Genomic DNA, 23,812 nt, shown 5'->3' with positions numbered 1-23,812 from the left:
GGAGACACCGAATGAAGAATGTGTTCGTTCGCAGGCGCCACTGCCTGCACGGCCTGGCCGCCGCCGCGCTCGTGGCGACGGGACTTCCCGTGCGCGCGCAGCAGGACAAGATCACGCGCATCGTGGTCGCGTTTCCACCGGGTGGCCCCGTCGATTTCGTGGCCCGCGCGATCGCCGAGCAGCTCGGCAAGGAAACCGGGCACCAGGTCATCGTCGAGAACAGGGCGGGCGCCAACGGCGGCATCGCGGCCGAGTACGTGTCGCGTTCCGCGCCCGATGCGCAGACGCTGTGGCTCACCAGCGTGGGCGCGGTCGCGATCAACCCGTCGCTGTACGAGAAGCTCATGTACGACCCCGCGAAGGACCTTACGCCCATCTCGCTGGTGGTGCGCAACGTCGAGGTGCTGGTGGTCGGTGCCAACGCGCCCTACAACACCGGCGCCGAGTTCGTAGCCGCCGCGAAGAAGAGCAAGCAGCCGTTGACGCTCGCTTCATCGGGCACCGGCAGCGTGCCGCATCTGGCGATGGAGCTGCTCTCGGACGCCGCCAAGACGCCGCTGCTGCATGTGCCCTACAAGGGCGCCGCGCCCGCCATCACCGACGTGCTCGCGGGCCATGTGGACGGGTTCTTCGGTGATATCCCGGGCCTGCTGCCGTTCATCACCAGCCGCAAGCTCAAGCCCATCGGCATCGCCGCATCGAAGCGGCACCCGTTGCTGCCCGAGGTCAAGACCTTCCTGGAGATGGGCATTCCCGGCGTCGATTCGGACAACTGGTATGCGCTGTTCGCGGCCAAGGGCACACCGGCCGGCGTGGCCGACGCGATGAACCAGGCGCTGCGCCGCACGCTCGCCAACGAGGGCGTGAAGAGCCGCCTCATGGCATCGGGCGCGGAGCCCGCGCCCTCGAGCCCGGCCGAGTTGAGCGCGCTGCTGGCACGCGACAGCGCCAAGTGGTCGGCGGTGGTCCGCGCCAAGAAGATCAAACCCGATTGATGGCGATGCAAGACAGCAAACCCTGTTTCGTTCTTCTGCAGATGCGCACCGCGCCCGCTGCGGCCGCGCGCATCGATGCGGATGTGCGCGCGTTCTGCGCCGGCAACGGCGCCGCGCTCGCGCTGCACCGCGCGGCATCGAGCCTCGATGGATCGCAGGCCTACGTCTACCTGGAGTCGCACGCAGCCGAAGCGCCCGATGGCGAGGCGATCGCCGCGGCGTTCCAGGCGCGATGCGATTGGGCGAGCGAGCTGCGCGCGTCGCCGCTCGAGGCGATGCGCGACTTCGCGGGCGCCTCCACCGGGGAGCGCCCGCGTTTTCACTACGTCGTCGAGACCGACCCCGAGACGGGCTGGCTCGACGAGATCTCGCGCTGGTACGACACCGAGCACATGCCCGGCCTCGCCGCGGTGCCCGGCTGCGTGCGGGCCATGCGCTTCTTGAACCACGGCGCCGGTCCGCTGTCGCTCGCCTGCTACGACCTGCTGCGCGACGACGTGCTGGGCTCGCCGCCCTGGCTCGCGGTGCGCGCGACCGCGTGGAGCGACATCGCGCGGCCGCACTTCACGAACACGAAGCGGACCATGTTCCGCGTGGTCGCCGAAGCCCAAGAAGGAGGCGCACCGTGACGCTCAAACCGGGCCGCCTGCTCATCTACCTGCTGCTCTTCACCGGCTGCTCGATCAACTACGTGGACCGCGTGGTGCTCTCGGTGTCGGCGCAGCCGATCGCCAAGGAGTTCGGCCTCTCGACCATCCAGCTGGGCTATCTGTTCTCGGCCTTCCTCTGGTCGTACTTGCTGTTCGTGTTGCCATGGGGCGCGCTCGTGGATCGCATCGGCACGCGGCGCGCGACCGCGTCCGGCATGGCGATCTTCTCGGCTGCGACGGTGCTTACGGGGCTCTCGGGCGGCTTCGTCAGCGCGTGCCTCTCGCGGTTGGTGCTGGGCTTCGGCGAGGCCTCGACCTATCCGGCGGGCGCGCGCACCATCCGCGAATGGATGCCGGCACGCGAGCGGGGTCTCGCGACCACCGTCTTCAACTGCGGCGGCTACGCCGGCCCGGCCGTGGGTTCGCTCGTGATGGGCTACGTGGTCGGCGAGCTCGGCTGGCGCGGCGGCTTCTACCTGGCCGCGGCCATCGGCTTCGCATGGGTGGCTGCATGGCTGCTGCTGTACCGGTCGCCGGAGGAGGCGGGCTTCATCGGCGCAGAAGAGCGCGCGCAGATCCTCGCGCAGCGCGGCGGCTCGGTGCAGGCTTCCAAGGGCGACGCGCTCTCGGCGCTGATGCGCTCGCGCACGCTGTGGGGCCTGTTCATCGTGCAGGGTTGCGCGGTCTACACGGTGTACCTGTTCCTCTCTTGGCTGCCGAGCTACCTGCAGGCCACGCGCGGTCTGGGCGTGCTCAAGACCGGCTTCTACACCGCGATTCCCTACGCGGTCGCGGTGCCCGGGACGATCTTCGTGGGCTGGCTCAGCGACCGCCTGTTGCGCAACGCGCCGGTCAATTCGGGCCGCAGGCGCAACCTGGTCGCGGTCATGCTGCTGTGCTCGTCGTGCATCCTGGCCACGCCGTGGATCAACGACATCACGCTGATCCTCGCGCTGTTCTCGCTGTCGCTCACGAGCATCGGGAGCTCCGTGGGCCTGAACATCGCGCTCGCGAGCGACCTGCTGCCCAACCCCGCCAACACCGGCAAGGCGCACGGCTTCCTGGTCACGGGGGGCAACCTGTTCGGCGTGCTCGCGCCGATCGTCACGGGCTACGTGGTGTCGTTCACCGGCAGCTACGATGTGGCGTTCTTCATCGCCGGCGCGTTGCTGCTGATCGGTGTGACGGTGTGTCTCACGATGACACGCCATCCCATCGTGCCGGCCGATGACGTTGCGGCACGCGATGCCGTCGGCGCGAAGGAGGGATTCGCGCCATGACGCTCATGGAACTGCAAGACCGCGAGGAGATCCGCGAACTGCTTGCGCGCTACTGCTTCCTGCTCGATGCGCGCGACCTCGGCGCCTTCGCGCAGCTCTTCGCGGAAGACGGCGAATGGATCTCCCGCAACGGCCGCGCCGCGGGCAGGGCGGCCATCGAAGCGCTGCTCGACGGCCTCGTGCCCGTGCCGCGCGAGGGCGCGCGGCGCAAGCACCTGACCTGCAACATCGTGATCGACCTGGCGGGCGCGTCCGCGCAGGTGCGCTCCAATTTCCTCGTGGTGCGCGACAGCGCCGCGGGGCCGGTGATCGCGGTGGCCGGCACCTACGCCGACCGGCTGGTGAAGGCCGGCGGGCGTTGGCTCTTTGCCTCGCGCGAGCTGTTCCACGACATCGCGGGAGAAAGCGGCCTGGACACCGCGCCGGCACCGGCCTGACGATGCCGGCAACGGTAGGGCGTTACGGCTGCACCGTGATCGCCTTGGCCGTCAGCGACGCGTCGAAGTTCAGCATCGCCGGGTACTGCGGCCAGTTGACCCCCAGCGCTGCGTTGTTGGGGTCACCGCCGCGGGCGAACGCCGCGAGGCTCTTCATCATCGCGTCAGAGAGCTCCAGCCGCCCCGGCTCGTTGGCCTTCGAGTTCGCGAACTTCGAATAGAGCGACGGGCCGAAGTTGCCGAACACGAACGGCAGGTCGAAGGTGTGCGCCGCGCCGAAGATGTCGTTGAACGGCGCGGGCGACTTGTCCCAGTTGAACTGGTACCACCAGAGCGGCACGTTCTGCGCCTGCAGCACCGGAAAGATCTGCTTGCGCAGCGCGATGAAGAAGTACTGGTTGTACAGGTCGGTCCGCGCGTTGAAGCCGGTCACCGGCGTCGTGACGGGCAGGTACTGGCCGGGGATCCATTGCTCCAGCGAGGTGGTCGGCGCGGCGTTCGGGTCGTAGCTGTAGGCCATCGAGAACACGGTCGGGTCGTCGATGAGCCGGCCGCTGATGCCGCCGAACGCGGGCGAGGTGGCCAGGTTCTGCGGGAACAGCTTGGTCTCGTCGCGCGTGTAGCCGGCCAGCACCGGCACCTTCAGGAACTTCCCGGCGTTGATCGCCGCGATCGGATCGACCGGGACCACCGTGCCGTCGTTCAGCGGGTTGGAGGCCGAGAGGCCCAGCGGCACCAGTTTTTTCAGCACCGTTTGCAGCAGCGTGTCCGCGCTCTTGGACCGCAGGTAGGCGGCGAGATCGGCATTGCTCTGGCCGGCGATGTAGGTGGCCGCAGCGGTGGTGTCCGCCACGGTGCCATCGGCCACCAAGAGGGCGCTCAGGAGCGCATTGACCTGGTTCGGCTGGGTCGTGGCCGTCGCGACGCCGCCGCTCAGCGGAACCAGCCGCTGGAAGAGGGCCGGCTTGGCGTTGGCCACCAGCGGCGAGACCATCAGCGCGTAGATGTTGACGGCGCCGGCCGACTGGCCCATCAGCGTGACGTTGCCGGGGTCGCCGCCGAAGGCCGCGATGTTCGCGTTGACGAACTTCATGCCCTTGATGAGGTCCAGGATCGCGTAGTTGCCCGAGTCGTCGTTCGCATCGGCGCCGGTCTTGAGCTGCGGCGAGGCCAGGAACCCCATGATCCCGAGGCGGTAGTTCACCGTGACCACGACCGCGTTGGCCGCCTTCGCGAGCGCCGCGCCGTCGTAGACCGGATCGCCCGTGTAGCCGGTGATGTTGCTGCCGCCGTAGACGAAGACGATGACAGGCAGCTTGTCGGTCGCCGCCGCCGTCGAGGGCGCCCAGATGTTGAGGTACAGGCAATCCTCGGCGCCCGTGGTCTTGCCGATGGAGGCGCCGATGGTCGCGTCGTACTGGTTGTTCTGGCCCGGGCCGTAGAGGCGGCCGGTCTGCACGCAGGCGTTGCCCAGCTTCTGCGTCGTCTTCACCGTGGTCCACGGCGTGGGATCGACCGGCGCCTTCCAGCGCAGCTCGCCGACCGGCGGCTTGGCGAAGGGCACGCCCTTCCAGCTGTAGGTGCCGGTCGCGGCGGCATCGTCGGTGCCCAGCACGCTGCCGTAGACGGTAGCGCGCTGCAGGGGCGAGCTCGAGACCGGGGGCGGTTCGCTGGGTGGCGGGTTGGTCGCAGGCGGTGTCGTGGCCGGGGGAATGGGCGTGAACACGGGGTTGTTGCTCCCCCCGCCGCCGCAGGCGCTCAGCTGCAGCAGGGCAAGGACGGCGCAGGCGGTGCCAGCGCGCAAGTGGCGAATCATGGTGATGTCTCCGTTTGTCTCTGTTGTCATGGCCGTCAGCGCGGCTGCCGGCCGTCTTTGACCCGGCCTCCAAGGCAATGGCGGCGGGCGACCACAGTCTGGGCAGAGCGGAGCGCGAAACCAATGTGGCGCGTGCACATCGTTCGGCGGTGTTCTATGTGAGCGCGGCTGCGCCACGCTCCCTCCAGGTAGCTACACGGAGCAGTACCGGTCCTGGATCTCCCGGTCCGCCAGCAGCACATCGGCCCGCGCGTGGTGCGCCACGCGCCCCTGGTCGATGATGTAGGCGCGGTCCGCGATCGACAGCGCAAGCTCGACGTTCTGCTCGACCAGGAGCAGCGTCTTGCCCCCTCGCTTCAATGCCGCGAACAGCTCGAACATCTCGTCCACCAGCACCGGCATGATCCCTTCGCTGGGCTCGTCGAGCATGATGAGCTTGGGGTGCGCCACCATCGCCCGCGCAATCGCCAGCATCTGCTGCTCGCCGCCCGACATGGTGATGGCGACCTGCGAGAGCCGCTCCTTCAGGCGCGGAAAGGTCTCGGCGATCTCGTCGATCAGTTCGCGTTCGCGGTGGCGCTGGTCCGAGGCGAGGATGCCCAGGCGGATGTTCTCCAGCACGGTCAGCCCCGGCACGATGCGGCGCTCCTCGAACACATAGGCCAGGCCCTGGCGAAAGCGCCGGTGCGGCGGCAGGCCCAGGAGCGAGAGCCCGTCGAACACCACGCTGCCGCGCGCCTTGTCCATGAGGCCCATGATGCTGCGCATGATGGTGGTCTTGCCCGCGCCGTTGCGGCCCACCAGGCACACGATCTCGCCCGGCAGCACCTCCAGGTCCACGCCCTGCAGGATGTGGCTGCGCCCGTACCAGGCCTCCAGGCTCTTCACCGCGAGCAGGGGTTGCTGCTTGTCGTTCTTTTCGTGCATCAGTGGGCTCCCTTGCCGAGGTAGACGCGCCGCACCTCTTCGTTGGCGCGGATGTCGTCGGGGCTGCCCTGGGCCAGCAGCCGGCCCTGGTGCAGCACGACGATGCGGTCGCTCACGCCCATGATGAGCTTCATCTTGTGCTCGACCAGCGCCACCGTGCGCTCCTCTGCGAGCGCGAGGATCAGGTCCATGATCGTGCGCGTCTCCTCGGGGCTCATGCCGGCGGTGGGCTCGTCCAGCAGCAGCAGCTTGGGGTCGGCGGCGAGCGCCACCGCCATTTCCAGCGCGCGCTGCTCGCCGTGCGACAGGCGCGCCGCGCGGAAGGCGCGCTTGTCCTGCAGCCCCACGCGTTGCAGCAGTCGCTCGGCCTTGTCGGTCCAGTCGCGGCGCACGGCGCGCGGGCGCCAGAAATCGAAGCCCGATTCGAGCGCCTGCACCGCCACGCGCACGTTCTCCAGCACGCTCAGGTCCGGAAAGAGGTTCGTCACCTGGAACGACTTGGCGATGCCCAGGTGCGCGAAGCGGTGCTGCGCGAGGCCGGTGATCTCGCGCCCGTCGAACCAGATCGCGCCCTCGGTCGGCGCGAAGGCGCCCGAGACCATGTTGAAGAAGGTCGACTTGCCCGCGCCGTTCGGGCCGATGATGGCCGTGAGCTTGCCGCGCGGAAACACCACGCTGATGCCCTCGTTGGCGGTGAACTGGCCGAAGCGCTTGGTGACGCCGCGCGTCTCCAGGATGGCGTCCTGATCGGTGGTGCCTGTGGTCATCGTTCCATCCTCGCGAGCAGCGAACCCCAGATGCCCTTCGGAAAGAACAGCACCAGCCCGATGAACATCACCCCCACGATGAGCTGCCAGCGCTCGGTGACGGCCGTCAGCGCATGCTCCATCGCCAGGAAGGTGCCCGCGCCGATGAAGGGCCCGAAGAAGGTGCCCATGCCGCCGAGCAGCGCGACCATCATCACCTGGCCCGAGGTGTGGTACGAGAGCATGTCGATGCCCACGGTGGCCAGGTTGATCGCGGTGAGCGCGCCCGCCAACCCGCAGAACAGGCCCGAGATCACGAACGACAGCAGCTTGGTGCGCTCCACGTCGAAGCCCGAGGCGCGGGCGCGCTGCTCGTTCTCGCGGATCGCCTCCAGCACCGCGCCGAACGGCGAGTTGAGGATGCGCGAGAGCACCCAGATGGCGACGGCCACGAACACCAGCATGAAGTAGTAGCGGTTCAGCGGCTGCAGCAAATCGAGCTGCCAGCCGCCCAGCTGCAGCGCGGGCACGTTCACGCCGCGCAGGCCGTTGTCGCCGCCCGTCAACGACGTGGAATGGAAGGCCGCGAAGTACACGCACTGCGCGAGCGCCAGCGTCACCATCGCGAAGTAGATGCCGCGCGTGCGGATGGCCAGCATGCCGATCAGGAGCGCCACGAGACCACCGAGCACGACGCCCGCGGCCACCGCGAGCGGCCAGGGCACGCCGTGGTTCGCGATCAGGATGCCGCAGCCGTAGGCGCCGGTGCCGTAGAAGGCCGCGTGCCCGAACGAGAGCTTGCCGGTGTAGCCGAAGGTGAGGTTGTAGCCCGCGGCGAACAGGCCGAACAGGAGGATGTTGATGGCCAGCGCATGGAAGGGCATGACCAGCGGGAAGAGCGCGAGCACCGCGATGCTCAGCAGCACGCGGTGGCGCGTCGCGGCGGGAGCCAGAGCAGAAAGGGTGGAGCGTGTTTTCATCATGATTTTCCGAACAGCCCGTTCGGCCGCAGGATGAGCACCGCCGCCATCAGCGCGAAGATCGCGAGCTCGGCGAAGTCGGGCTGAAAGAGCGTCGTCATCGCGACCACCACGCCCACCAGCAGGCCCGCGACGATCGCGCCGACCAGCGAGCCCATGCCACCGATCACCGTGATGACGAAGGCCTCGATGAGCACCGAGCCGCCCATCTCGGGGTTCACGCCGCGCAGCGGTGCCGCGAGCAGCCCGGCCAGCCCCGCGAGCGCGGTGCCCAGCCCGAAGATCAGCAGCCACACGCGGCCCACGTCGATGCCCAGCACCTTGAGCACCAGCGGGTCGCGCGCGCCGGCGCGGATGACCAGGCCCAGGCGCGTCTTCTCGATGAAGAGCCACAGCGCCAGCAGCAGCACCGCGCACAGGCCGATGAGGAACAGCCGGTACAGCGGGAACACGCCGAAGCCCACGTCGACCGCGCCGCGCAGCGCCTCGGGCGTGGCGAAGGCCTCGCCCTGCACGCCCCAGACCATGCGCACGCTGTCGACCAGCACGTAGGCGAGACCAAAGGTCAGCAGCAGCGGATAGTCGACGCCGCGCCCGTAGAGCGGCCGGATCAGCCAGCGCTCCGCAAGGAGGCCCAGCAGGCCCACCGCCAGCGGCACCAGCACGAGGCACCACCAGAAGCTGCCGGTGAGCCCGTACACGTACACGGCGACATAGGCGCCCAGCATGTAGAAGGCGCCGTGCGCGAAGTTGACGACGCCCAGCAGCCCGAAGATCAGCGACAGGCCGACCGCCACGAGCACGTAGATGGCACCGAGCGCCAGTCCGACGAACAGTTGCTGGACGAGGAGGGAGGCGGAGATTTCCACGGCGGATTCCGAAAAGGGGGCGGACGCGTCGAAGGCCGCTCAGGCGTGGCCGAGTTCGCTGCAGCTGCGCATGCGCGATTCGTCGGGCGCCTCCGTGGCCACGATGCGGAAGATGTCGTCCTTGCCCTTGGCCTGCGCGGGCGGCTTCGACTCGACGATCAGCACCGACTGCACCGACTGGTGATCGCAGGCGCGGTAGTAGGTGCTGCCCTTGTAGACATCGCCCTTGATGCCCTGCAGCGCCTCGGCCACGCGGTCGCTGTCGGTGCTGTTGGCCTGTTTCGCCGCGGCCAGCACGTTGCGCACGCCCGCATAGCCGAGCCCGGCGTAGTCGGTGGGCGCCACGCCGCCGTTGGCCGCGCGGAACGCGGCGTTGAAGGCGCGCGCGGAGGGCGTGGTTTCTTCCATGCCCCAGTAGTAGCCGGTGCCGCCGATGACGTCGGCATACACGTCGTGCCCGTCCACCATGCGCCCCGAGTGCATGAGCAGCGGCGCGATGAGCTTGGCCTTCTGCTTCACGCCGAAGTCGCCGGCCTGGCGGAACGCGATCGACTGGTCGCGCCCGAAGTTGCACACCACCAGCACGTCGGGCTTGAGCGCGAGGATGCGCGGGAAGTAGCTGGAGAAATCGGTCTGCCCGAGCGGATGGCGGATGTCCGCCAGCACCTCGATGCCGAAGGCCTTGCCGGCGGTGACGAAGCCGCGCGCCATCTCCTGTCCGTAGGCGTAGTCGGCCGTGAGAAACACCACGCGCTTGCCCATTTTGGGGAAGGCATAGCGCGCCACGGCGCCCGCGGTCATGTGCGGGTTCAGGCACTCGTGAAAGGTGTACTTGCTGAAGTCCTTGGCCTCGTTGATCGAGTCGGACTGGCTCACCGAGTTGTAGATGATCTTGCGCTGCTTGGTCGCGTTGTTGACCGACAGCTGCACCGCCGCCGAGACGGAGCCGACGATGAAGTGCGCGCGATCTTTCTCGATCAACTCGACGGTGCGCGTCACGGCCTCCTGCGGGTTGAGCTTGTCGTCGCGCACCAGCAGCTCGGCCTTGCGGCCACCGGCGCCGCCCGCGGCGTTGAATTCCTTGATCGCGAGCTCCGCGCCTTGCTGCACCGCGCGCGCCTCGTTGGCGAACGGGCCGGTCAGCGGAATGGGCAGGCCGACGCGGATCGTCTCGGCCTGCGCCCAGAGCGGCATCGATGCGGTGCCGCCCGTGGCGAGCAGCGCGCCGCCGGCGGCCTTGAGCACGGAGCGCCGGCGCAGCAGCGCAGAGGGGTTCAGAGGTGTGGAAGCCATGGTCGTCGTCTCCTGTCGTTCGAGTGGAAGCAAAAGCAAAAAACGCAAGCGCGTTCAGATGCGCCCGAGCGCGCGCAGCAACTTGTCGGGCGTCACGGGCTGGTCCGAGACGTGCGCGCCGAAGGGCCGCAGCGCGTCGTTGATGGCGTTCAGCACCGCCGCCGGCGCGCCCGCGGTGCCGGCCTCGCCCGCGCCCTTGGCGCCCAGCTGCGAGGTGCGGGTGGGCGTCTCGATGTGGGCCACCTCGATATCGGGCATCTCGCAGGCCATCGGCACCAGGTAGTCGGCCATGCTGCCGTTGCGCATGAGGCCGTTGTCGTCGTAGAGGCACTCCTCGTACAGCACGCCGCCGATGCCCTGCACCACGGCGCCGCGGATCTGCTCGTCGACCAGCATCGGGTTGAGCACGCGCCCGCAGTCCTCCACCACCCAGTGGCGCAGCAGCTTGACGAAGCCGGTCTCCACGTCGACCTCCACATACGACGCCTGCACGCCGTTGGTGAAGACGAAGGGGTAGTCGCGCTGCGCGTAATGGCGTGTGACGACCAGCTCGGGCTGGAAGCCCGGCGGCAGCAGGTCGGGGCGGAAGTACGCGATGCGGCCCAGCTCCGCGAACGAGACCAGCGCCTCGCCCGTCGCGAGGCACATCACCTCGCCCCGCGCGATCTGCATGCCTTCGGCCGGGCGCTTCAGGTGCGCGGCGGCCAGCTCGAGGATGTTCTGCCGCAGCTGGCGGCTCGCCAGCAGCACGGCCTCGCCGCCGATGCCCGCGCCGCGCGAGGCCCAGGTGCCGCCGCCGTAGGGCGTGGCGGCCGTGTCGCCGGTCAGCACGCGCACCGAGGCCATCGGCACGCCGAGCGTGTCGGCCGCGATCTGCGCGAAGATGGTCTCGGTGCCCTGGCCCTGTTCGCCCACGCCGGTGGCGCAGTGCACGATGCCCGTGGGGTCGAGCCGGAGCGTGGCGCCGTCCTGCGCCGCGATGCGCGCGCCGCCCACGCCGTAGAACGCGGGGCCCGGGTTGGTCAGCTCGATGAGCGCCGCGATGCCGATGCCGCGATGGATGCCTTGCGCGCGCAGCTCGGCCTGCTCGCGGCGCAGCGCCTGGTAGTCCATCATCGTCTCGATCCTGTCGAGACAGGCCTGGTGCGACAGCCCTTCGAGCAGGATGCCGGAGGCGCCCTTGCGCGGATAGCTGTCGTCTTCCATCACGTTGCGGCGGCGCAGCTCGAGCGGGTCGATGTCGAGCTTCGCCGCGGCCAGGTCGACCAGCCCTTCGGTGACCGCGCAGGCGATCGGATGGCCCACGCCCCGGTACTGGCTGGTCTGCACCTTGTTGAGGAACACCACGTCGAGCGCGGCCTTGTAGTGGTCGTGCTTGTAGGGGCCACCCGTGATGTTGAGCACCTGGTTGCCCTCGATCGCGCTGGTGCGCGGAAACATCGAGTACGGGCCGATGCCCGTGAGGTCGTCGATCTGGAAGGCCAGCATGCGGCCGTCGTGGGCGAGCGCGAGCCGGGCCTTCACGCGGTGCTCGCGCGCATGCACGTCGGTTACGAACGATTCGAGGCGGTCGGCGACGAACTTGACCGGCCGCCCGAGCATCACCGAGAGCGCGACCGTCGCGAAGTCGTCCGCGTAGGCATGCACCTTGATGCCGAAGGAGCCGCCCACGTCGCGGCAGATCACGCGCACGTCGGCCTCGTGCAGGCCCAGCTGGCGCGCGTACAGGTCGGCCATCATGTGCGGCGCCTGGTGCGAGTGGTGCACCGTCAGGTGCCGGTCGGTGGGCGCGAAATCGGCCAGCACCGCGCGCGGCTCCAGCGTCACGCCGGTGTGGCGGCCGAAGCGGAAGACCTCTTCCACCACCACGTCGGCCGCATCGAACATCGCCTCGACGCCGCCGGTGTCGATCTCGCGGTGAAAGCACAGGTTGTTGCCGAGCTCGGGATGAATCACGGGCGTGGCGGCGTCCAGCGCGGTGTCCATGTGCACGGCGGCGGGCAGGGGCTCCCATTCGACCGTGACGGCGTCGAGCGCGTCCTCGGCCAGCGCGCGGGTCTGGCCGACGATGGCCAGCACCGCCTCGCCCTGCCAGGTGGCGCGGTCGATGGCGATCGCATGCTGCGGCGGCGAGCGCATGCCCGTCAGGTGCTTGAGCGTGGCCTCCCACGGCGCGCACACGGCGGCCATTTCGCGGCCGTCGACGATCGCGGCGATGCCCGGCATGCGCCGCGCCGCCTCGGCATCGATGCGCACGATGCGCGCGTGCGCATGCGGGCTGCGCAGGTACACCACGTGCAGCATGCGCGGCAGCACCAGGTCGTCGACGTACTGGCCGCGGCCCTGCGCGAGGCGATGGATGTTGGTGCGCGTGACCGGCTTGCCGATGAAGCGCTCGGCCTCGGTGTCGATCACCGGTGCGGGGGCGGTCACGTCATTCATGTGCGCCTCCGTCCTGAAGCCGCTGGTCGCGCGCGAGCACGATGGCATCGACGATCGCGTGGTAGCCGGTACATCGGCAGTAGTTGCCCGAGATCTGTTCGCGGATCTCGGCGCGGCCCGCGTTCGGTTCGTGGCGCAGCAGGGCGTGGGCCGTGAGCAGCATGCCCGGCGTGCATGCGCCGCACTGCGCGGCGTTGCGCGCGACGAAGGCCTGCTGCAAGTCGGAGATGGCGCCGGCGTCGGAGACGCCCTCGATGGTCTGCACCTCATGGCCGTCGGCCTGCACGGCGAGGATCAAGCAGCCGCGCGCGATCTCGCCGTCGAGCATCACGGTGCAGGCGCCGCACACGCCGTGCTCGCAGCCCACGCGAGTGCCCTTGAGCCCGATCTCGTCGCGCAGGTAGTCCACCAGGTGCTGGCGCGGCTCGACCCAGTGCGCGTGCAACTCGCCGTTCACGCGGATGCGGGTGAGGATCTTCGATTCGTTCATGGCGCCGCTTCGGGGTTCAGGATGGCGCGCACCGCGCGCTGCAGCAGCACGCCCGCCATGTGGCGCTTGGCGGCGGCGCTGCTGTGCAGGTCGGCGTCGGGGTGCATGTCTTCGTCGAGGCTTTCGATGGCGGTGTACATGGCGGTCGCATCGGCCGCGGTGCCCGTCAGGCAGGTCTCGGCGCCGAGCGCGCGCATCGGCGTGTTGCCCATGCCGAAGAACGCGATGCGCAGGTCCGACAGCACGCCGGCCGTCACGTCCGCGGCCATGGCGATGCCGACGATCGCGTAGTCGCCGTGGCGCCGCGCGAGTTCGGAGAATGCGAAGCGGCGCGCCGGGCCCGGCAGCGGGAATTCGAGCGCGACCAGCACCTCGTGCGGACGCAGATCGGTCTCGTAGAGGTCGATGAAGAAGTCGCCGGCCATCACGCGGCGCTCGCGCTGGCCGTCGCTGAGGACGAGCTCCGCATCGGCCGCGAGCGCGCACGCGGGCCACTCGGCGGCGGGGTCGGCGAAGGCGATCGAGCCGCCGATCGTGCCGCGGTTGCGGATGGCCGCGTGCGCCACGTGCGGCGCGGCCTGCGTCAGCAGCGGCAGGTGCCGCGCCACCACGTCGGAGCATTCGATGTCGACGTGCCGCGCGAGCGCGCCGATGCGCAGGTACTCGCCGCGCAGGCCGATGCCGCGCAGCTCGACCAATGAACTGATGTCGATCAGCAGCTGCGGCTTGGACAGCCGCATGTTCAGCGTCGCGAGCAGCGTCTGGCCGCCGGCCAGGAGGCGCGCCGCGTCGCCGTGCTCGCGCAGCAGCGCCGAGGTGTGCGCGAGGCTCTCTGCGCGCAGGTAGGAAAAAGCGGGGGCCTTCATCGTGCCGGTCCGTCGCTCAGAAGGAGAAGGCGCGGCAGGCGAGCCAGCCGACGCCGATGCCGATCGCGAGCCAGAGGATGCGCTGGAACTCGTTGGCCCAGACGGGGCCGCCGGCAGGAGAGGGCGCGACGGCGGGCGCTGCCGCGCGTGCCGGAGCTGCGGTCGCAACCGCGTCGTTCGCTGGCGTTGCAGAGGCCGCGGGGGCGGGCGGTGCGCTCGGCGCCAGCTGCGCGTTGAGCGCCTGGAAAAACTCGTCGGCCATCTTCCGCGCCGATGCATTGATGAGGCGCCCGCCGATCTGCCCGAGCTTGCCGCCGACCGCCGCTTCGGCCGTGTACGACAGGCGCGTGCCGCCGTTGTCTTCGGTCAGCGTGACCTTCGATTCGCCCTTGGCCATGCCGGCCGCGCCGCCGCTGCCCTCGAAGGCGATGCGGCAGCGCTCGGGCGCCACCACGTCGTGCATCTGGATGCGGCCACTGAAGTGCGCGCGCACCGGGCCGATCTTGGCGAGCAGGCGCGCCTCGATCTCGGTCTCGCTCACGCGGCGCATTTCCTCGCACCCGGGAACGCACTTGGCGAGCACGAGGGGGTCGTTGAGCGCGCGCCAGACCGCTTCGCGAGAAGCCTGCACCCACTGTTCGCCTTGCAGTTCCATCCGTGTCTCCGTCTTTGTTGGTGCTAGTGTTTAACGTTTGGTCAATAAGATCATCGGTACTTACCATGAGGTAAATTAGCGACTGCTCAAACCAACAAGGCATCCATGAAAGAACTGCCACCAGAAGACGACACCGGCCCGCGCACGGCCGGGGGCCGTCGCAAGAGAGCCGGGGACACGAAGATCGCGGTGGCCGCCAAGCCGCTGCGCCAGCGGCTCTCGACCGAGAACCGGGAGCGGCAGATCCTGGACGGCGCGATCGCGTTCTTCTCCGAGCGCGGCCTGGATGGCCAGACGCGCGAGCTCGCCCAGCAGATCGGCATCACGCACCCCTTGCTCTATCACTACTTTCCGAACAAGCGCGCGCTCATCGAGCGGGTGTACGAGGAGGTCTATCTCGGGCGCTGGCGCAACGAATGGGAGGCGTGGATCGAAGACCGCTCGCAGCCGCTGGAAGACCGGCTCGTGCGCTTCTACATCGACTACGCGCACGCCATCCTCACCAAGGAGTGGGTGCGCATCCTGGTGTTCTCGGGCCTCTCGGACGGCTATGTGCCCGACCAGTACATGCAGCTGCTCAAGGAGCGGCTCTTTCCGCACATCTGGCGCGAGGTGCGCCACGAGCTGGGCATCTCCAACCGCGACAAGCCCACCGAGCGCGAGCTCGAGCTGATGTGGGGCATGCACGGCGGCATCTTCTACATCGGCCTCCGGCGCTGGATCTACGGGCAGCCGATGCCCACGGACCTGGACGCGGTGCTGGCCGACCGGGTGCGCGGGTTCCTGCTGGCGGCGCCGTCGGTCTTTGCGCGGGCGGGCGCGAAAAAGCATTCATCCCGGGGCGCAAAACCCGCCTGACGGTTCCCGCCGGGGCGCGCTGGCTGCGGGATTTCACCAAGGTGGTGCAGCCGCCAGTGCGGCGCATACTGCGCCAAACCCACATGACGGCCCCTTCGGGGCCAGGGCGACTGTCAGGAGACACGCATTGCAGCGAACCGACATTGCCAACCCGGCCTATTTCCACAAGGTCGTCGATTGCCAGTACGCCTGTCCGGCGCACACGCCCGTCCCCGAGTACATCCGCATGATCGCGCAGCGCCGCTACGGCGACGCGTACATGATCAACTGGGCCTCCAACGTCTTCCCGGGCATCCTGGGGCGCACCTGCGACCGGCCCTGCGAGCCGGCCTGCCGGCGCGGGCGGGTGGAGGAGAGCAACGCGAAGATGCCCGAGCCGGTGGCCATCTGCCGCTTGAAGCGCGTGGCCGCCGACATGAAGGAAGACGTGCGCGCGCGCATGCCCAAGAGCGCGGCGAAGAACGGCAAGCGCGTGGCCTGCGTGGGCGCGGGGCCGGCCTCGCTGACCGTGGCGCGCGACCTCGCGCCGCTGGGCTACGAGGTGACGGTGTTCGACGCCGAGGCCAAGGCCGGCGGCTTCATCCGCACGCAGATTCCACGCTTTCGGCTGCCTGAATCGGTGATCGACGAGGAGACCGGCTACGTGCTGGACCTGGGCGTCGAATTCCGCGGCGGCGAGCGCATCGATTCGATGAAGGCGCTGATCGCGCAGGGGTGGGACGCGATCTTCATCGGCTGCGGCGCACCGCGCGGGCGCGACCTCGATGTGCCGGGCCGCAAGGACGCGGCGGCCAGCATCCACATCGGCATCGACTGGCTCAACTCCGTGTCCTTCGGCCATGTGAGCAGCATCGGCCGGCGCGTGATCGTGCTGGGCGGCGGCAACACCGCCATGGACTGCTGCCGCTCGGCGCGGCGCCTGGGCGGCACCGATGTGAAGGTCATCGTGCGCAGCGGCTTCGACGAAATGAAGGCCTCGCCCTGGGAGAAGGAAGACGCGCAGCACGAGGGCATTCCGATCATCAACTTCCACGTGCCCAAGGCCTTCGTGCACGACCAGGGGCAATTGAAGGGCATGAGCTTCGAGGTGGTCCGCGCCGAGTACGACGACAAGGGCCACCGCACGCTGGTGCCCACCGGCGAGCCCGACGCTTTCTTCGAGTGCGACGAGGTGCTGGTCGCGGTGGGACAGGAAAACGCCTTCCCATGGATCGAGCGCGACAGCGGCATCGCCTTCGACAAGTGGGGCCTGCCGACGCTCGACAAGAACACCTTCCAGTCGACGGTGCCCAACGTGTTCTTCGGCGGCGATGCGGCCTTCGGTCCCAAGAACATCATCACGGCCGTGGCGCACGGCCATGAGGCGGCTGTGTCGATCGACAAGCTGCTGCGCGCGGAGCCCGTGTACGTGCGCCCCGCGCCGATGACCAACCTCGTGTCGCAGAAGATGGGCATCCACGAGTGGAGCTACGACAACGACACCTCCAACGACCTGCGCTACAAGGTGCCGTGGGCGCAGGCCGAGACGGCGCTCGCGAGCATCCGCGTGGAGGTGGAGCTGGGCTTCGATGCCGCCACCGCCTTCAAGGAGGCCGAGCGGTGCCTCAACTGCGACGTGCAGACGGTGTTCACCGAACCCGCCTGCATCGAGTGCGACGCCTGCGTGGACATCTGCCCGATGGACTGCATCAGCTTCACCGCCAACGGCGAGGAGGCCGAGCTGCGCACCCGCCTGAAGGCGCCGGCGCTGAACCTCACGCAAGACCTGTACGTGTCGGGCGGCCTCAAGACGGGCCGCGTGATGGTGAAGGACGAAGACGTCTGCCTGCACTGCGGCCTGTGCGCCGAGCGCTGCCCGACAGGCGCGTGGGACATGCAGAAGTTCCTGCTGAAGATGACGCCGGCGGGGCAAGGGCAAGGGCAGGGGCAGGAGGTGGCGGCATGAGCGCCGTGCGACCGCCCGAAGGCGCGAAGGCTTCCTCGGCGAGCGCGCCGAGTCTCATCCCGCAGATCGAAGGCATCAACGACTTCGTCATCAAGTTCGCGAATGTCAACGGCTCGGGCTCGGCCTCGGCCAACGAACTCTTCGCCAAGGCGATCCTGCGCATGGGCGTGCCGGTGAGCCCGCGCAACATCTTCCCGAGCAACATCCAGGGCCTGCCGACCTGGTACGAGGTGCGCGTGACCGAGGCGGGGCACCTCGGGCGGCGCGGCGGCACCGACATGATGGTGGCGATGAACCCGCAGACCTGGGACGCCGACCTGGCCGAGCTGGAACCCGGCGGCTACCTCTTCTACGACAGCACGCGGCCGCTGCCGCCCTCGAAGTTCCGCACCGACATCCGCGTGATCGGCATGCCGCTCACAGAGATCTGCAACGCGGTCTATCAAGACCCGCGCCAGCGGCAGCTCTTCAAGAACATCGTGTACGTCGGTGCGCTGGCCATCCTCCTGGGCATCGAGCCCGAGGTGGTCGAGAAGCTCTTCGGCGAGCAGTACAAGGGCAAGGAAAAACTGCTCGCGTCGAACGTGCAGGCGCTGCACCTGGGTTGCGATTTCGCGCGCGAGAACCTGCGCGAACCGCTGGGCATCAAGGTGCGGCGCGCCGACCGCGTGGGCCACCGCATCTTCGTGGACGGCAACAGCGCGGCGGCCCTGGGCTGCGTGTACGGCGGCGCGACGGTCGCGGCCTGGTACCCGATCACGCCTTCGTCGTCGGTGGCCGAGGCGTTCCAGAAGTACTGCACCAAGTTCCGCGTGGACCCGGCCACCGGCCAGCACCGCTTCGCCATCGTGCAGGCCGAGGACGAACTCGCCTCCATCGGCATGGTGGTGGGCGCCGGATGGAACGGCGCGCGCGCCTTCACGCCGACCTCAGGGCCGGGCATTTCGCTGATGACCGAGTTCATCGGCCTGGCGTACTTCGCGGAGATTCCGGTCACGCTCATCAACGTGCAGCGCGGCGGGCCCTCGACGGGCATGCCGACGCGCACGCAGCAGGCCGACATCCTCTCGTGCGCCTACGCCTCGCATGGCGACACCAAGCACGTGCTGCTGTTCCCCGAGGACCCGCACGAGTGCTTCGAGCATGCGGCCGCCGCGCTGGACCTGGCCGACCGCCTGCAGACGCCCGTGTTCCTCATGACCGACCTGGACATCGGCATGAACCAGCGCCTGTGCGAGCCCTTCGCATGGGACGACGCCAAGGCCTACGACCGCGGCAAGGTCATGACCGCCGAAGAGCTGGAGGCGGGCCGCGACTTCGGCCGCTACAAGGACGTGGACGGCGACGGCATTCCCTGGCGCACGCTGCCGGGCACGCACCCGAGCAAGGGCAGCTACTTCACGCGCGGCACCACGCGCGATGCCTATGCGCGGTATTCGGAGCGCGGGCCGGACTACATCTACAACGTCGAGCGGTTGCTCAAGAAGTTCGCGACCGCGGCCACGATGGTGCCCCAGCCGGTGCTGCGGCCCGCGGCTGAGAAGACCGATTTGGGCGTGATCTATTTCGGCTCGACCAGTCCCTCGATGCACGAGGCGCTCGACGCGCTGGAAGAAGAGGGCATCCACCTCGATGCGATGCGGCTGCGCGCGTTTCCGTTTCCGGAGAGCGTCGCGCAGTTCCTCGCCGACCACCGGCAGGTGTTCGTGGTCGAGCAGAACCGCGATGCGCAGATGCGCAGCCTGCTCGTGAACGAGCTGGAGTTCGATCCGGCGCGGCTTGTGCGCGTGCTGCACTTCGACGGCACGCCGATCACGGCGCGCTTCATCGGCCAGGCGATCGCCGCGCATGTGCGAAAGACGGCGGCGCTTGTAGCCACCCCGAAGGAGTCCGCATGACCTATCTGGCCAAGCCCCGGCTGCACCACCCCACGCTCGCCACCAACAAGGTCGGCTACAAGCGGCGCGACTACGAGGGCAAGATCTCAACGCTCTGCGCGGGCTGCGGCCACGACTCGATTTCCGCCGCCATCATCGAGGCCTGCTGGGAACTGGACATCGAGCCGCACCGCGTGGCCAAGCTCTCGGGCATCGGCTGCAGCTCCAAGACGCCCGACTACTTTCTCGGCGCCTCGCACGGCTTCAACACCGTGCACGGCCGCATGCCCAGCGTGCTGACCGGCGCCAACCTGGCCAACCGCGACCTGCTGTACCTGGGCGTCTCTGGCGATGGCGATTCGGCCTCCATCGGCCTCGGCCAATTCGCGCACGCGATGCGGCGCGGCGTGCGCATGGCCTACATCGTGGAGAACAACGGCGTCTACGGCCTCACCAAGGGCCAGTTTTCGGCCACGGCCGACCAGGGCTCCAAGAGCAAGAAGGGCGTGGTCAACACCGACAGCCCGGTGGACTTGGTGGCCCTCGCGCTGCAGCTGGGCGCGAGCTACGTGGGGCGCGGCTTCTCGGGCAACAAGGCGCAGCTGGTGCCGCTCATCAAGGGCGCGATCAGCCACGGCGGCTCGGCCTTCATCGACGTCATCAGCCCCTGCGTCGCCTTCAACAACCACCCCGGCAGCACCAAGAGCTACGACTATGTGCGCGAGCACAACGAGGCGGTGAGCCGCATCGACTTCATCAGCGGGCGCGAGGAAATCACCGCCGACATCGGCCCGGGCGAAGTGATGGACGTGCGCCAGCACGACGGCACGCTGCTGCGGCTGCGCAGCCTGCACCCCGACTACAACCCCGGCGACCGCTACGCCGCGATGGCCTACATGCAGCGTCATCACGAAATGGGCGAGGTGGTGACGGGGCTGCTCTACGTCGACCCGCTCGCCACCGACCTGCACACGGCGCTCAACACCTGCGACCGCCCGCTCAACACGCTGGAGGCCGAGGCGCTCTGCCCCGGCGCGGGCGCACTCGAAAAGCTGAACGCCTCCTTGCGCTGACACCGCGCGGGCGGCCCGATCGACCTGACTTTCTGGAGGGTGCACCATGGCCGAGCGCACTGTTTTCCAATCCGTCACGCGCAAGCACGTCATCAGTCTGGGCCCCCAGGCCAGCGTGCGCGATGCCGCCTGCGTGATGACCCGGGCCAACTGCGGCAGCGTGCTCGTCATGGAGTTGCCCGACACGCTGCTGGGCATCCTCACCGAGCGCGACCTCATGACCCGCGTGCTCGCCAAGGGGCTTGACCCCGACCGCACGCCGGTGCGCGAGGTGATGACGCCCAACCCGATCTGCGTGCCGCCGGAGACATTGGTGTCCGATGCCGTGGTGCTGATGCTCGAGCGCGGCTTTCGCCATCTGCCGCTGGTGTCGGGCGCGAAGATCCTGGGCGTGTTCTCGGTGCGCGATGCGCTGCCGCGGGAAGTCGGCGCGGCGCTCAACCAGACCGAATTCAACGAGCAGGTGAACGACGCCCTGGGTTGACGGGGCAGGGGCGCCGGCGGGCGTTGCGCATCTCACGCAAATCTAATATGATGCGCGTCATGCCAAACGCAAAAATCAATGCCAGGACCGCCGCCAAGGAGGCGTCGCACGAACGCATCGTGGCCGTGGCCGCGCGGGCCATCCGCCGCAGCGGCTACGACGGCACCGGCGTGGCCGACATCATGAAGGAGGCGGGCCTCACGCACGGCGCCTTCTATGCGCACTTTCCCTCGCGCGAAGCCATGCTGGCCGAAGCTGCGGGCCGCGCTTGCGCGGAATCCGCCGCCGCCGCGGCCGATGCCGTGGCCAGCGCGCCCGACGGCAAGGCCCTGGAGCGCATGCTGCGCGCCTATCTCTCGAAGGAGCATCAGGCGCATGCGGACATCGGCTGCCCATTGGCCGCGCTGGGCTCGGAAACGCCGCGCCAGACGCCCGAAGTGCGCCGCACGACCACGCGGCACGTCAAGGCGATGGTGGATCTTGTCGCCCGCCAGTCGCCCGACTGGGGCCAGCCCAGCGCGCACGAACAGGCGCTCGTGGCCATCGCCACCATGGTCGGCGCCTTGATGCTGGCGCGCGCGGTCGACGAGCCCGGCCTCGCGGACCGCCTGCGGGAAACCGCGCTGAACCAACTGCTCCCCGCCGACGCCTGATTCCATCGGAAGGACGTCGGCCTTTCGCTTGTCTTTTAATATGACGATCATCATGCCAATTCGGATTTTTGAGTTTTGTGAACCGCTCCGCAACAAGGAAACACCATGAAGGCATTCGTTCTCGATCGATATGGCAAGAAGGGCGCGCTGCGGTCGGCGGACGTGCCGATGCCCACCCTGCGCGACGACGAGGTGCTGGTCGAGGTCCACGCCGCGGGCGTGAACCTGCTGGACGCCAAGATCCGCGACGGCGAGTTCAAGCTCATCCTGCCGTACCGCCTGCCGCTCGTGCTGGGGCACGACGTCGCGGGCGTCGTCGTCAAGACGGGCCCTCAGGTGCAGCAGTTCAAGCCGGGCGACGAGGTCTATGCGCGGGTCGACGATTTCCGCATCGGCACCTTCGCGCAGTTCGTGCCCGTGAAGGAAGCCTCGCTCGCGCTCAAGCCCAGGAACCTCACGATGGAGGAGGCCGCCTCCATCCCCCTGGTCGGCTTGACCGCGTGGCAGGCGCTGGTCGAGAAGGCCGGGCTGAAGAAGGGGCAGCAGGTCTTCATCCAGGCCGGCTCCGGCGGCGTGGGAAGCTTTGCGATCCAACTGGCGCGGCATCTGGGCGCCACCGTCGCCACGACCACCGGCACCGGCAACGTCGCGTTCGCCAAGAGCCTGGGCGCGGACGTGGTCGTGGACTACCGCACGCAGGACTTCGAAGACCTGCTGAGCAACTGCGACGTGGTGCTGAACAGCCAGGACGGCAAGACGCTCGCGAAGTCCCTGCGCGTGCTCAAGCGCGGCGGAAAACTCATCTCCATCTCCGGCCCGCCCGACCCCGAATTCGCCAAGCGCATCGCGGCGTCCGCGTTCGTCGGGCTGGTCATGCGGTTGCTGAGCGCGGGCATCCGGCGAAGGGCGCGCGCACGCGGCATCGGCTATTCGTTTCTCTTCATGAGGGCGAGCGGCGACCAACTGCGCGAGATCACCCGGCTCATCGAGTCCGGCGCCATCCGCCCCGTGATCGATCGCGTCTTTCCATTCGATTCGACCAACGAGGCGCTGGCCTATGTCGAAGGCGGCCGTGCCAAGGGCAAGGTCGTCGTCAAGGTCAAGTGAAGCTGTTTTTTTCAACCCCGCAATCCTGCAAACCTGGAGCATTCCCATGAACATCGAAAACGCCGTCGTCCTCGTCACGGGCGCCAATCGCGGCATCGGCCTGGTATTCACGCGCGAACTGCTCGCACGCGGTGCCCGCAAGGTCTACGCGGCCGCGCGCGACCCGGCCACCATCACGCAAGCCGGTGTTCAACCGCTGCGGCTGGACGTCACCAAGCCCGAGGAGGTGGCCGCCGCGGCGGCGCTGGCCTCGGATGTCACGCTCGTGATCAACAACGCGGGCATCGCGCAAGCCGGCGGCTTCCTGGCGCCGGACAGCGAAGAGGTTGCGCGGCGCATCTTCGAGACCAACTTCTTCGGCGTGCTTCGCGTGAGCAAGGCCTTCGCGCCGGTGCTCGCGGCCAACGGCGGCGGCGCATTGCTCAATGTGCTGTCGGTCGCCTCGTGGATGAACGGCGGCGATCTGGCCGCGTACTCGGCGAGCAAGTCCGCCGCCTGGTCGCTCACCAACGCGCTGCGCAGCGAACTCGCGCCGCAGAAGACGCAGGTGCTGGGGCTGCACGTGGGCTACGTCGATACCGACCTTACGCGCGGCTTCGAGGTGCCCAAGTCCAGCCCCGAAGACATCGTCGGCCGCGCGCTCGACGGGCTCCAAGCGGGCCTGAGCGAAGTGCTGGCCGACGAGATCACCCAGCAAATCAAACGGAGCCTCGCGGCATGAAGCGCGAGCCGCCCGCGACCTGGAACGTTCCGACGCGCACGGTCACCGCGGGCGGCGCGCGGCTCGTCTGACGCGAACTCGGGGCGCGGAACGCCGGACCGCCGGTCGATCTCTTCGGCTCCTCGATGGGCCGGGATGGGTGCTGGTGGCCAATGGGACAGCGACCGCATGGTGCCCAGCAGCAATACGCGTGAATTGGCCCGGCGCCTGCCGAACGGCGAGTTGGTCATTTACCCGGACTCGGGGCACGGCGCGGTATTTCAATTCCACGCCGATTTCGTGCCCAGGGCGCTGGTCTTCCTGGCGCGTTGATTTTTCTGCCAAATAAGAATTAGCTTCATCCGCCACGTCGAATTGCGCGCATGCCGGCCGATTTCAAATATCTATTGAATTGATTTGGACGATTGACAAGTTTTCGTCAAGTGGTCGACGAGCGGTTGCCGCCAATGAGGCATACCCGTTTCAGCATCCTTCGATACCCGAATGATGATTAATAAATATAACTACATTGATCCTCGAAAAAAGACGTGGTAAGCGTTCTATTCATTAGTAACTTCATATTACTATTCATAATCATAGATCGATAAAAAATATAAATCAATTCTACTCAATGACTCCAAAATGCAACGTTGCCAGTTGCAACATTCC

At 68.3% G+C, this 23,812-nt stretch carries 22 protein-coding genes and 1 pseudogene; 13 read left to right on the top strand and 10 right to left on the bottom strand.

What is annotated here, in order from left to right:
* Positions 1 to 11: 11 nt before the first annotated feature.
* The 4 genes from JC881_RS04205 to JC881_RS04190 are packed head-to-tail and all read left to right on the top strand — an operon-like array spanning position 12 to position 3,362.
* Positions 12 to 995, top strand: coding sequence for a Bug family tripartite tricarboxylate transporter substrate binding protein (locus JC881_RS04205; RefSeq protein WP_198784405.1), 984 nt, complete (start codon positions 12 to 14; stop codon positions 993 to 995).
* Positions 996 to 1,000: 5 nt separating this feature from the next.
* On the top strand, positions 1,001 to 1,624 hold the full coding sequence (locus JC881_RS04200; RefSeq protein ID WP_198784404.1) for a hypothetical protein: 624 nt from the start codon (positions 1,001 to 1,003) through the stop codon (positions 1,622 to 1,624).
* On the top strand, positions 1,621 to 2,925 hold the full coding sequence (locus tag JC881_RS04195) for an MFS transporter (protein WP_332875189.1): 1,305 nt from the start codon (positions 1,621 to 1,623) through the stop codon (positions 2,923 to 2,925). The genes JC881_RS04200 and JC881_RS04195 overlap by 4 nt, the downstream gene beginning before the upstream one ends.
* Entirely contained in the window at positions 2,922 to 3,362 is a 441-nt protein-coding gene (locus tag JC881_RS04190) for a nuclear transport factor 2 family protein (protein ID WP_198784403.1), read from the top strand. The genes JC881_RS04195 and JC881_RS04190 overlap by 4 nt, the downstream gene beginning before the upstream one ends.
* Positions 3,363 to 3,384: 22 nt before the next feature.
* Here the strand turns inward: JC881_RS04190 and JC881_RS04185 are convergent, their stop codons facing one another.
* From JC881_RS04185 to JC881_RS04140, 10 genes are all read right to left on the bottom strand, one after another.
* Positions 3,385 to 5,178 (bottom strand): carboxylesterase/lipase family protein, encoded by a 1,794-nt coding sequence (locus tag JC881_RS04185; RefSeq protein ID WP_198784402.1) that lies wholly within the window; start codon positions 5,176 to 5,178, stop codon positions 3,385 to 3,387.
* Between the two features lie 192 nt (positions 5,179 to 5,370).
* A complete protein-coding gene (locus JC881_RS04180; protein ID WP_233101518.1) occupies positions 5,371 to 6,105 on the bottom strand; it encodes an ABC transporter ATP-binding protein in 735 nt (244 codons plus the stop codon).
* On the bottom strand, positions 6,105 to 6,872 hold the full coding sequence (locus JC881_RS04175; protein ID WP_198784401.1) for an ABC transporter ATP-binding protein: 768 nt from the start codon (positions 6,870 to 6,872) through the stop codon (positions 6,105 to 6,107). Before JC881_RS04175 ends, JC881_RS04180 begins: the two co-directional genes overlap by 1 nt.
* The gene (locus tag JC881_RS04170) at positions 6,869 to 7,831 is read right to left on the bottom strand and encodes a branched-chain amino acid ABC transporter permease (RefSeq protein ID WP_233101517.1); all 963 of its coding nucleotides are present in this window, start codon (positions 7,829 to 7,831) and stop codon (positions 6,869 to 6,871) included. The genes JC881_RS04175 and JC881_RS04170 overlap by 4 nt, the downstream gene beginning before the upstream one ends.
* Positions 7,831 to 8,700 carry a branched-chain amino acid ABC transporter permease gene (locus JC881_RS04165; RefSeq protein WP_443083327.1) on the bottom strand — a complete coding sequence of 290 codons (870 nt, stop codon included), beginning with the start codon at positions 8,698 to 8,700 and terminating at the stop codon, positions 7,831 to 7,833. The genes JC881_RS04170 and JC881_RS04165 overlap by 1 nt, the downstream gene beginning before the upstream one ends.
* 39 nt (positions 8,701 to 8,739) lie before the next feature.
* The gene (locus JC881_RS04160; RefSeq protein WP_233101516.1) at positions 8,740 to 9,993 is read right to left on the bottom strand and encodes an ABC transporter substrate-binding protein; all 1,254 of its coding nucleotides are present in this window, start codon (positions 9,991 to 9,993) and stop codon (positions 8,740 to 8,742) included.
* A 54-nt stretch (positions 9,994 to 10,047) separates the two neighbouring features.
* On the bottom strand, positions 10,048 to 12,435 hold the full coding sequence (locus JC881_RS04155) for a xanthine dehydrogenase family protein molybdopterin-binding subunit (RefSeq protein WP_198784399.1): 2,388 nt from the start codon (positions 12,433 to 12,435) through the stop codon (positions 10,048 to 10,050).
* Positions 12,428 to 12,925, bottom strand: a complete 498-nt coding sequence (locus JC881_RS04150) for a (2Fe-2S)-binding protein (RefSeq protein WP_198784398.1) — start codon at positions 12,923 to 12,925, stop codon at positions 12,428 to 12,430. The genes JC881_RS04155 and JC881_RS04150 overlap by 8 nt, the downstream gene beginning before the upstream one ends.
* Positions 12,922 to 13,791: an FAD binding domain-containing protein gene (locus JC881_RS04145; protein WP_198784397.1), complete on the bottom strand. Its 870-nt coding sequence runs from the start codon at positions 13,789 to 13,791 to the stop codon at positions 12,922 to 12,924. Before JC881_RS04145 ends, JC881_RS04150 begins: the two co-directional genes overlap by 4 nt.
* Before the next feature lie 16 nt (positions 13,792 to 13,807).
* Entirely contained in the window at positions 13,808 to 14,446 is a 639-nt protein-coding gene (locus JC881_RS04140; protein WP_198784396.1) for a CoxG family protein, read from the bottom strand.
* A gap of 105 nt (positions 14,447 to 14,551) precedes the next feature.
* Between JC881_RS04140 and JC881_RS04135 the strand changes: the two genes are divergently transcribed.
* The 9 genes and pseudogenes from JC881_RS04135 to JC881_RS04095 all read left to right on the top strand — a co-directional run.
* The gene (locus JC881_RS04135) at positions 14,552 to 15,304 is read left to right on the top strand and encodes a TetR/AcrR family transcriptional regulator (protein ID WP_198784395.1); all 753 of its coding nucleotides are present in this window, start codon (positions 14,552 to 14,554) and stop codon (positions 15,302 to 15,304) included.
* Positions 15,305 to 15,431: 127 nt separating this feature from the next.
* Positions 15,432 to 17,249: an FAD-dependent oxidoreductase gene (locus tag JC881_RS04130; RefSeq protein ID WP_198784394.1), complete on the top strand. Its 1,818-nt coding sequence runs from the start codon at positions 15,432 to 15,434 to the stop codon at positions 17,247 to 17,249.
* Positions 17,246 to 19,147, top strand: a complete 1,902-nt coding sequence (locus tag JC881_RS04125; RefSeq protein WP_233101515.1) for a 2-oxoacid:acceptor oxidoreductase subunit alpha — start codon at positions 17,246 to 17,248, stop codon at positions 19,145 to 19,147. Before JC881_RS04130 ends, JC881_RS04125 begins: the two co-directional genes overlap by 4 nt.
* Positions 19,144 to 20,199, top strand: a complete 1,056-nt coding sequence (locus JC881_RS04120; RefSeq protein ID WP_198784393.1) for a 2-oxoacid:ferredoxin oxidoreductase subunit beta — start codon at positions 19,144 to 19,146, stop codon at positions 20,197 to 20,199. The genes JC881_RS04125 and JC881_RS04120 overlap by 4 nt, the downstream gene beginning before the upstream one ends.
* 46 nt (positions 20,200 to 20,245) lie before the next feature.
* Complete coding sequence (locus tag JC881_RS04115) at positions 20,246 to 20,683, top strand: CBS domain-containing protein (protein WP_198784392.1); 438 nt, start codon at positions 20,246 to 20,248, stop codon at positions 20,681 to 20,683.
* Between the two features lie 47 nt (positions 20,684 to 20,730).
* The gene (locus JC881_RS04110; protein ID WP_198784391.1) at positions 20,731 to 21,336 is read left to right on the top strand and encodes a TetR/AcrR family transcriptional regulator; all 606 of its coding nucleotides are present in this window, start codon (positions 20,731 to 20,733) and stop codon (positions 21,334 to 21,336) included.
* 105 nt (positions 21,337 to 21,441) lie between these two features.
* Complete coding sequence (locus JC881_RS04105) at positions 21,442 to 22,443, top strand: NADP-dependent oxidoreductase (protein WP_198784390.1); 1,002 nt, start codon at positions 21,442 to 21,444, stop codon at positions 22,441 to 22,443.
* Between the two features lie 46 nt (positions 22,444 to 22,489).
* Positions 22,490 to 23,164, top strand: a complete 675-nt coding sequence (locus tag JC881_RS04100) for an SDR family oxidoreductase (RefSeq protein ID WP_198784389.1) — start codon at positions 22,490 to 22,492, stop codon at positions 23,162 to 23,164.
* 139 nt (positions 23,165 to 23,303) lie between these two features.
* Positions 23,304 to 23,476 (top strand): annotated as a pseudogene (locus JC881_RS04095) (alpha/beta fold hydrolase); the annotation flags it as partial.
* Between the last annotated feature and the right edge of the window lie 336 nt (positions 23,477 to 23,812).

It is taken from the genome of Variovorax sp. IB41 (assembly GCF_016405905.1).
Classification (GTDB): Bacteria; Pseudomonadota; Gammaproteobacteria; order Burkholderiales; family Burkholderiaceae_C; genus Variovorax.
Note: the sequence above shows the minus strand (reverse complement) of the source record. Positions and strands in the feature narration are given on the sequence as shown.

What these genes read in the sequence shown, in the direction of transcription:
- JC881_RS04190 (WP_198784403.1), top strand. Translation starts at nt 2,922, where the DNA reads ATGACGCTCATGGAACTGCAAGACCGCGAGGAGATCCGCGAACTGCTT.
- JC881_RS04115 (WP_198784392.1), top strand. Translation starts at nt 20,246, where the DNA reads ATGGCCGAGCGCACTGTTTTCCAATCCGTCACGCGCAAGCACGTCATC.
- JC881_RS04180 (WP_233101518.1), bottom strand. Translation starts at nt 6,105, where the DNA reads ATGCACGAAAAGAACGACAAGCAGCAACCCCTGCTCGCGGTGAAGAGC.
- JC881_RS04140 (WP_198784396.1), bottom strand. Translation starts at nt 14,446, where the DNA reads ATGGAACTGCAAGGCGAACAGTGGGTGCAGGCTTCTCGCGAAGCGGTC.
- JC881_RS04100 (WP_198784389.1), top strand. Translation starts at nt 22,490, where the DNA reads ATGAACATCGAAAACGCCGTCGTCCTCGTCACGGGCGCCAATCGCGGC.
- JC881_RS04150 (WP_198784398.1), bottom strand. Translation starts at nt 12,925, where the DNA reads ATGAACGAATCGAAGATCCTCACCCGCATCCGCGTGAACGGCGAGTTG.
- JC881_RS04155 (WP_198784399.1), bottom strand. Translation starts at nt 12,435, where the DNA reads ATGAATGACGTGACCGCCCCCGCACCGGTGATCGACACCGAGGCCGAG.
- JC881_RS04145 (WP_198784397.1), bottom strand. Translation starts at nt 13,791, where the DNA reads ATGAAGGCCCCCGCTTTTTCCTACCTGCGCGCAGAGAGCCTCGCGCAC.
- JC881_RS04185 (WP_198784402.1), bottom strand. Translation starts at nt 5,178, where the DNA reads ATGATTCGCCACTTGCGCGCTGGCACCGCCTGCGCCGTCCTTGCCCTG.
- JC881_RS04135 (WP_198784395.1), top strand. Translation starts at nt 14,552, where the DNA reads ATGAAAGAACTGCCACCAGAAGACGACACCGGCCCGCGCACGGCCGGG.
- JC881_RS04205 (WP_198784405.1), top strand. Translation starts at nt 12, where the DNA reads ATGAAGAATGTGTTCGTTCGCAGGCGCCACTGCCTGCACGGCCTGGCC.
- JC881_RS04200 (WP_198784404.1), top strand. Translation starts at nt 1,001, where the DNA reads ATGCAAGACAGCAAACCCTGTTTCGTTCTTCTGCAGATGCGCACCGCG.
- JC881_RS04110 (WP_198784391.1), top strand. Translation starts at nt 20,731, where the DNA reads ATGATGCGCGTCATGCCAAACGCAAAAATCAATGCCAGGACCGCCGCC.
- JC881_RS04175 (WP_198784401.1), bottom strand. Translation starts at nt 6,872, where the DNA reads ATGACCACAGGCACCACCGATCAGGACGCCATCCTGGAGACGCGCGGC.
- JC881_RS04125 (WP_233101515.1), top strand. Translation starts at nt 17,246, where the DNA reads ATGAGCGCCGTGCGACCGCCCGAAGGCGCGAAGGCTTCCTCGGCGAGC.
- JC881_RS04105 (WP_198784390.1), top strand. Translation starts at nt 21,442, where the DNA reads ATGAAGGCATTCGTTCTCGATCGATATGGCAAGAAGGGCGCGCTGCGG.
- JC881_RS04120 (WP_198784393.1), top strand. Translation starts at nt 19,144, where the DNA reads ATGACCTATCTGGCCAAGCCCCGGCTGCACCACCCCACGCTCGCCACC.
- JC881_RS04170 (WP_233101517.1), bottom strand. Translation starts at nt 7,831, where the DNA reads ATGAAAACACGCTCCACCCTTTCTGCTCTGGCTCCCGCCGCGACGCGC.
- JC881_RS04160 (WP_233101516.1), bottom strand. Translation starts at nt 9,993, where the DNA reads ATGGCTTCCACACCTCTGAACCCCTCTGCGCTGCTGCGCCGGCGCTCC.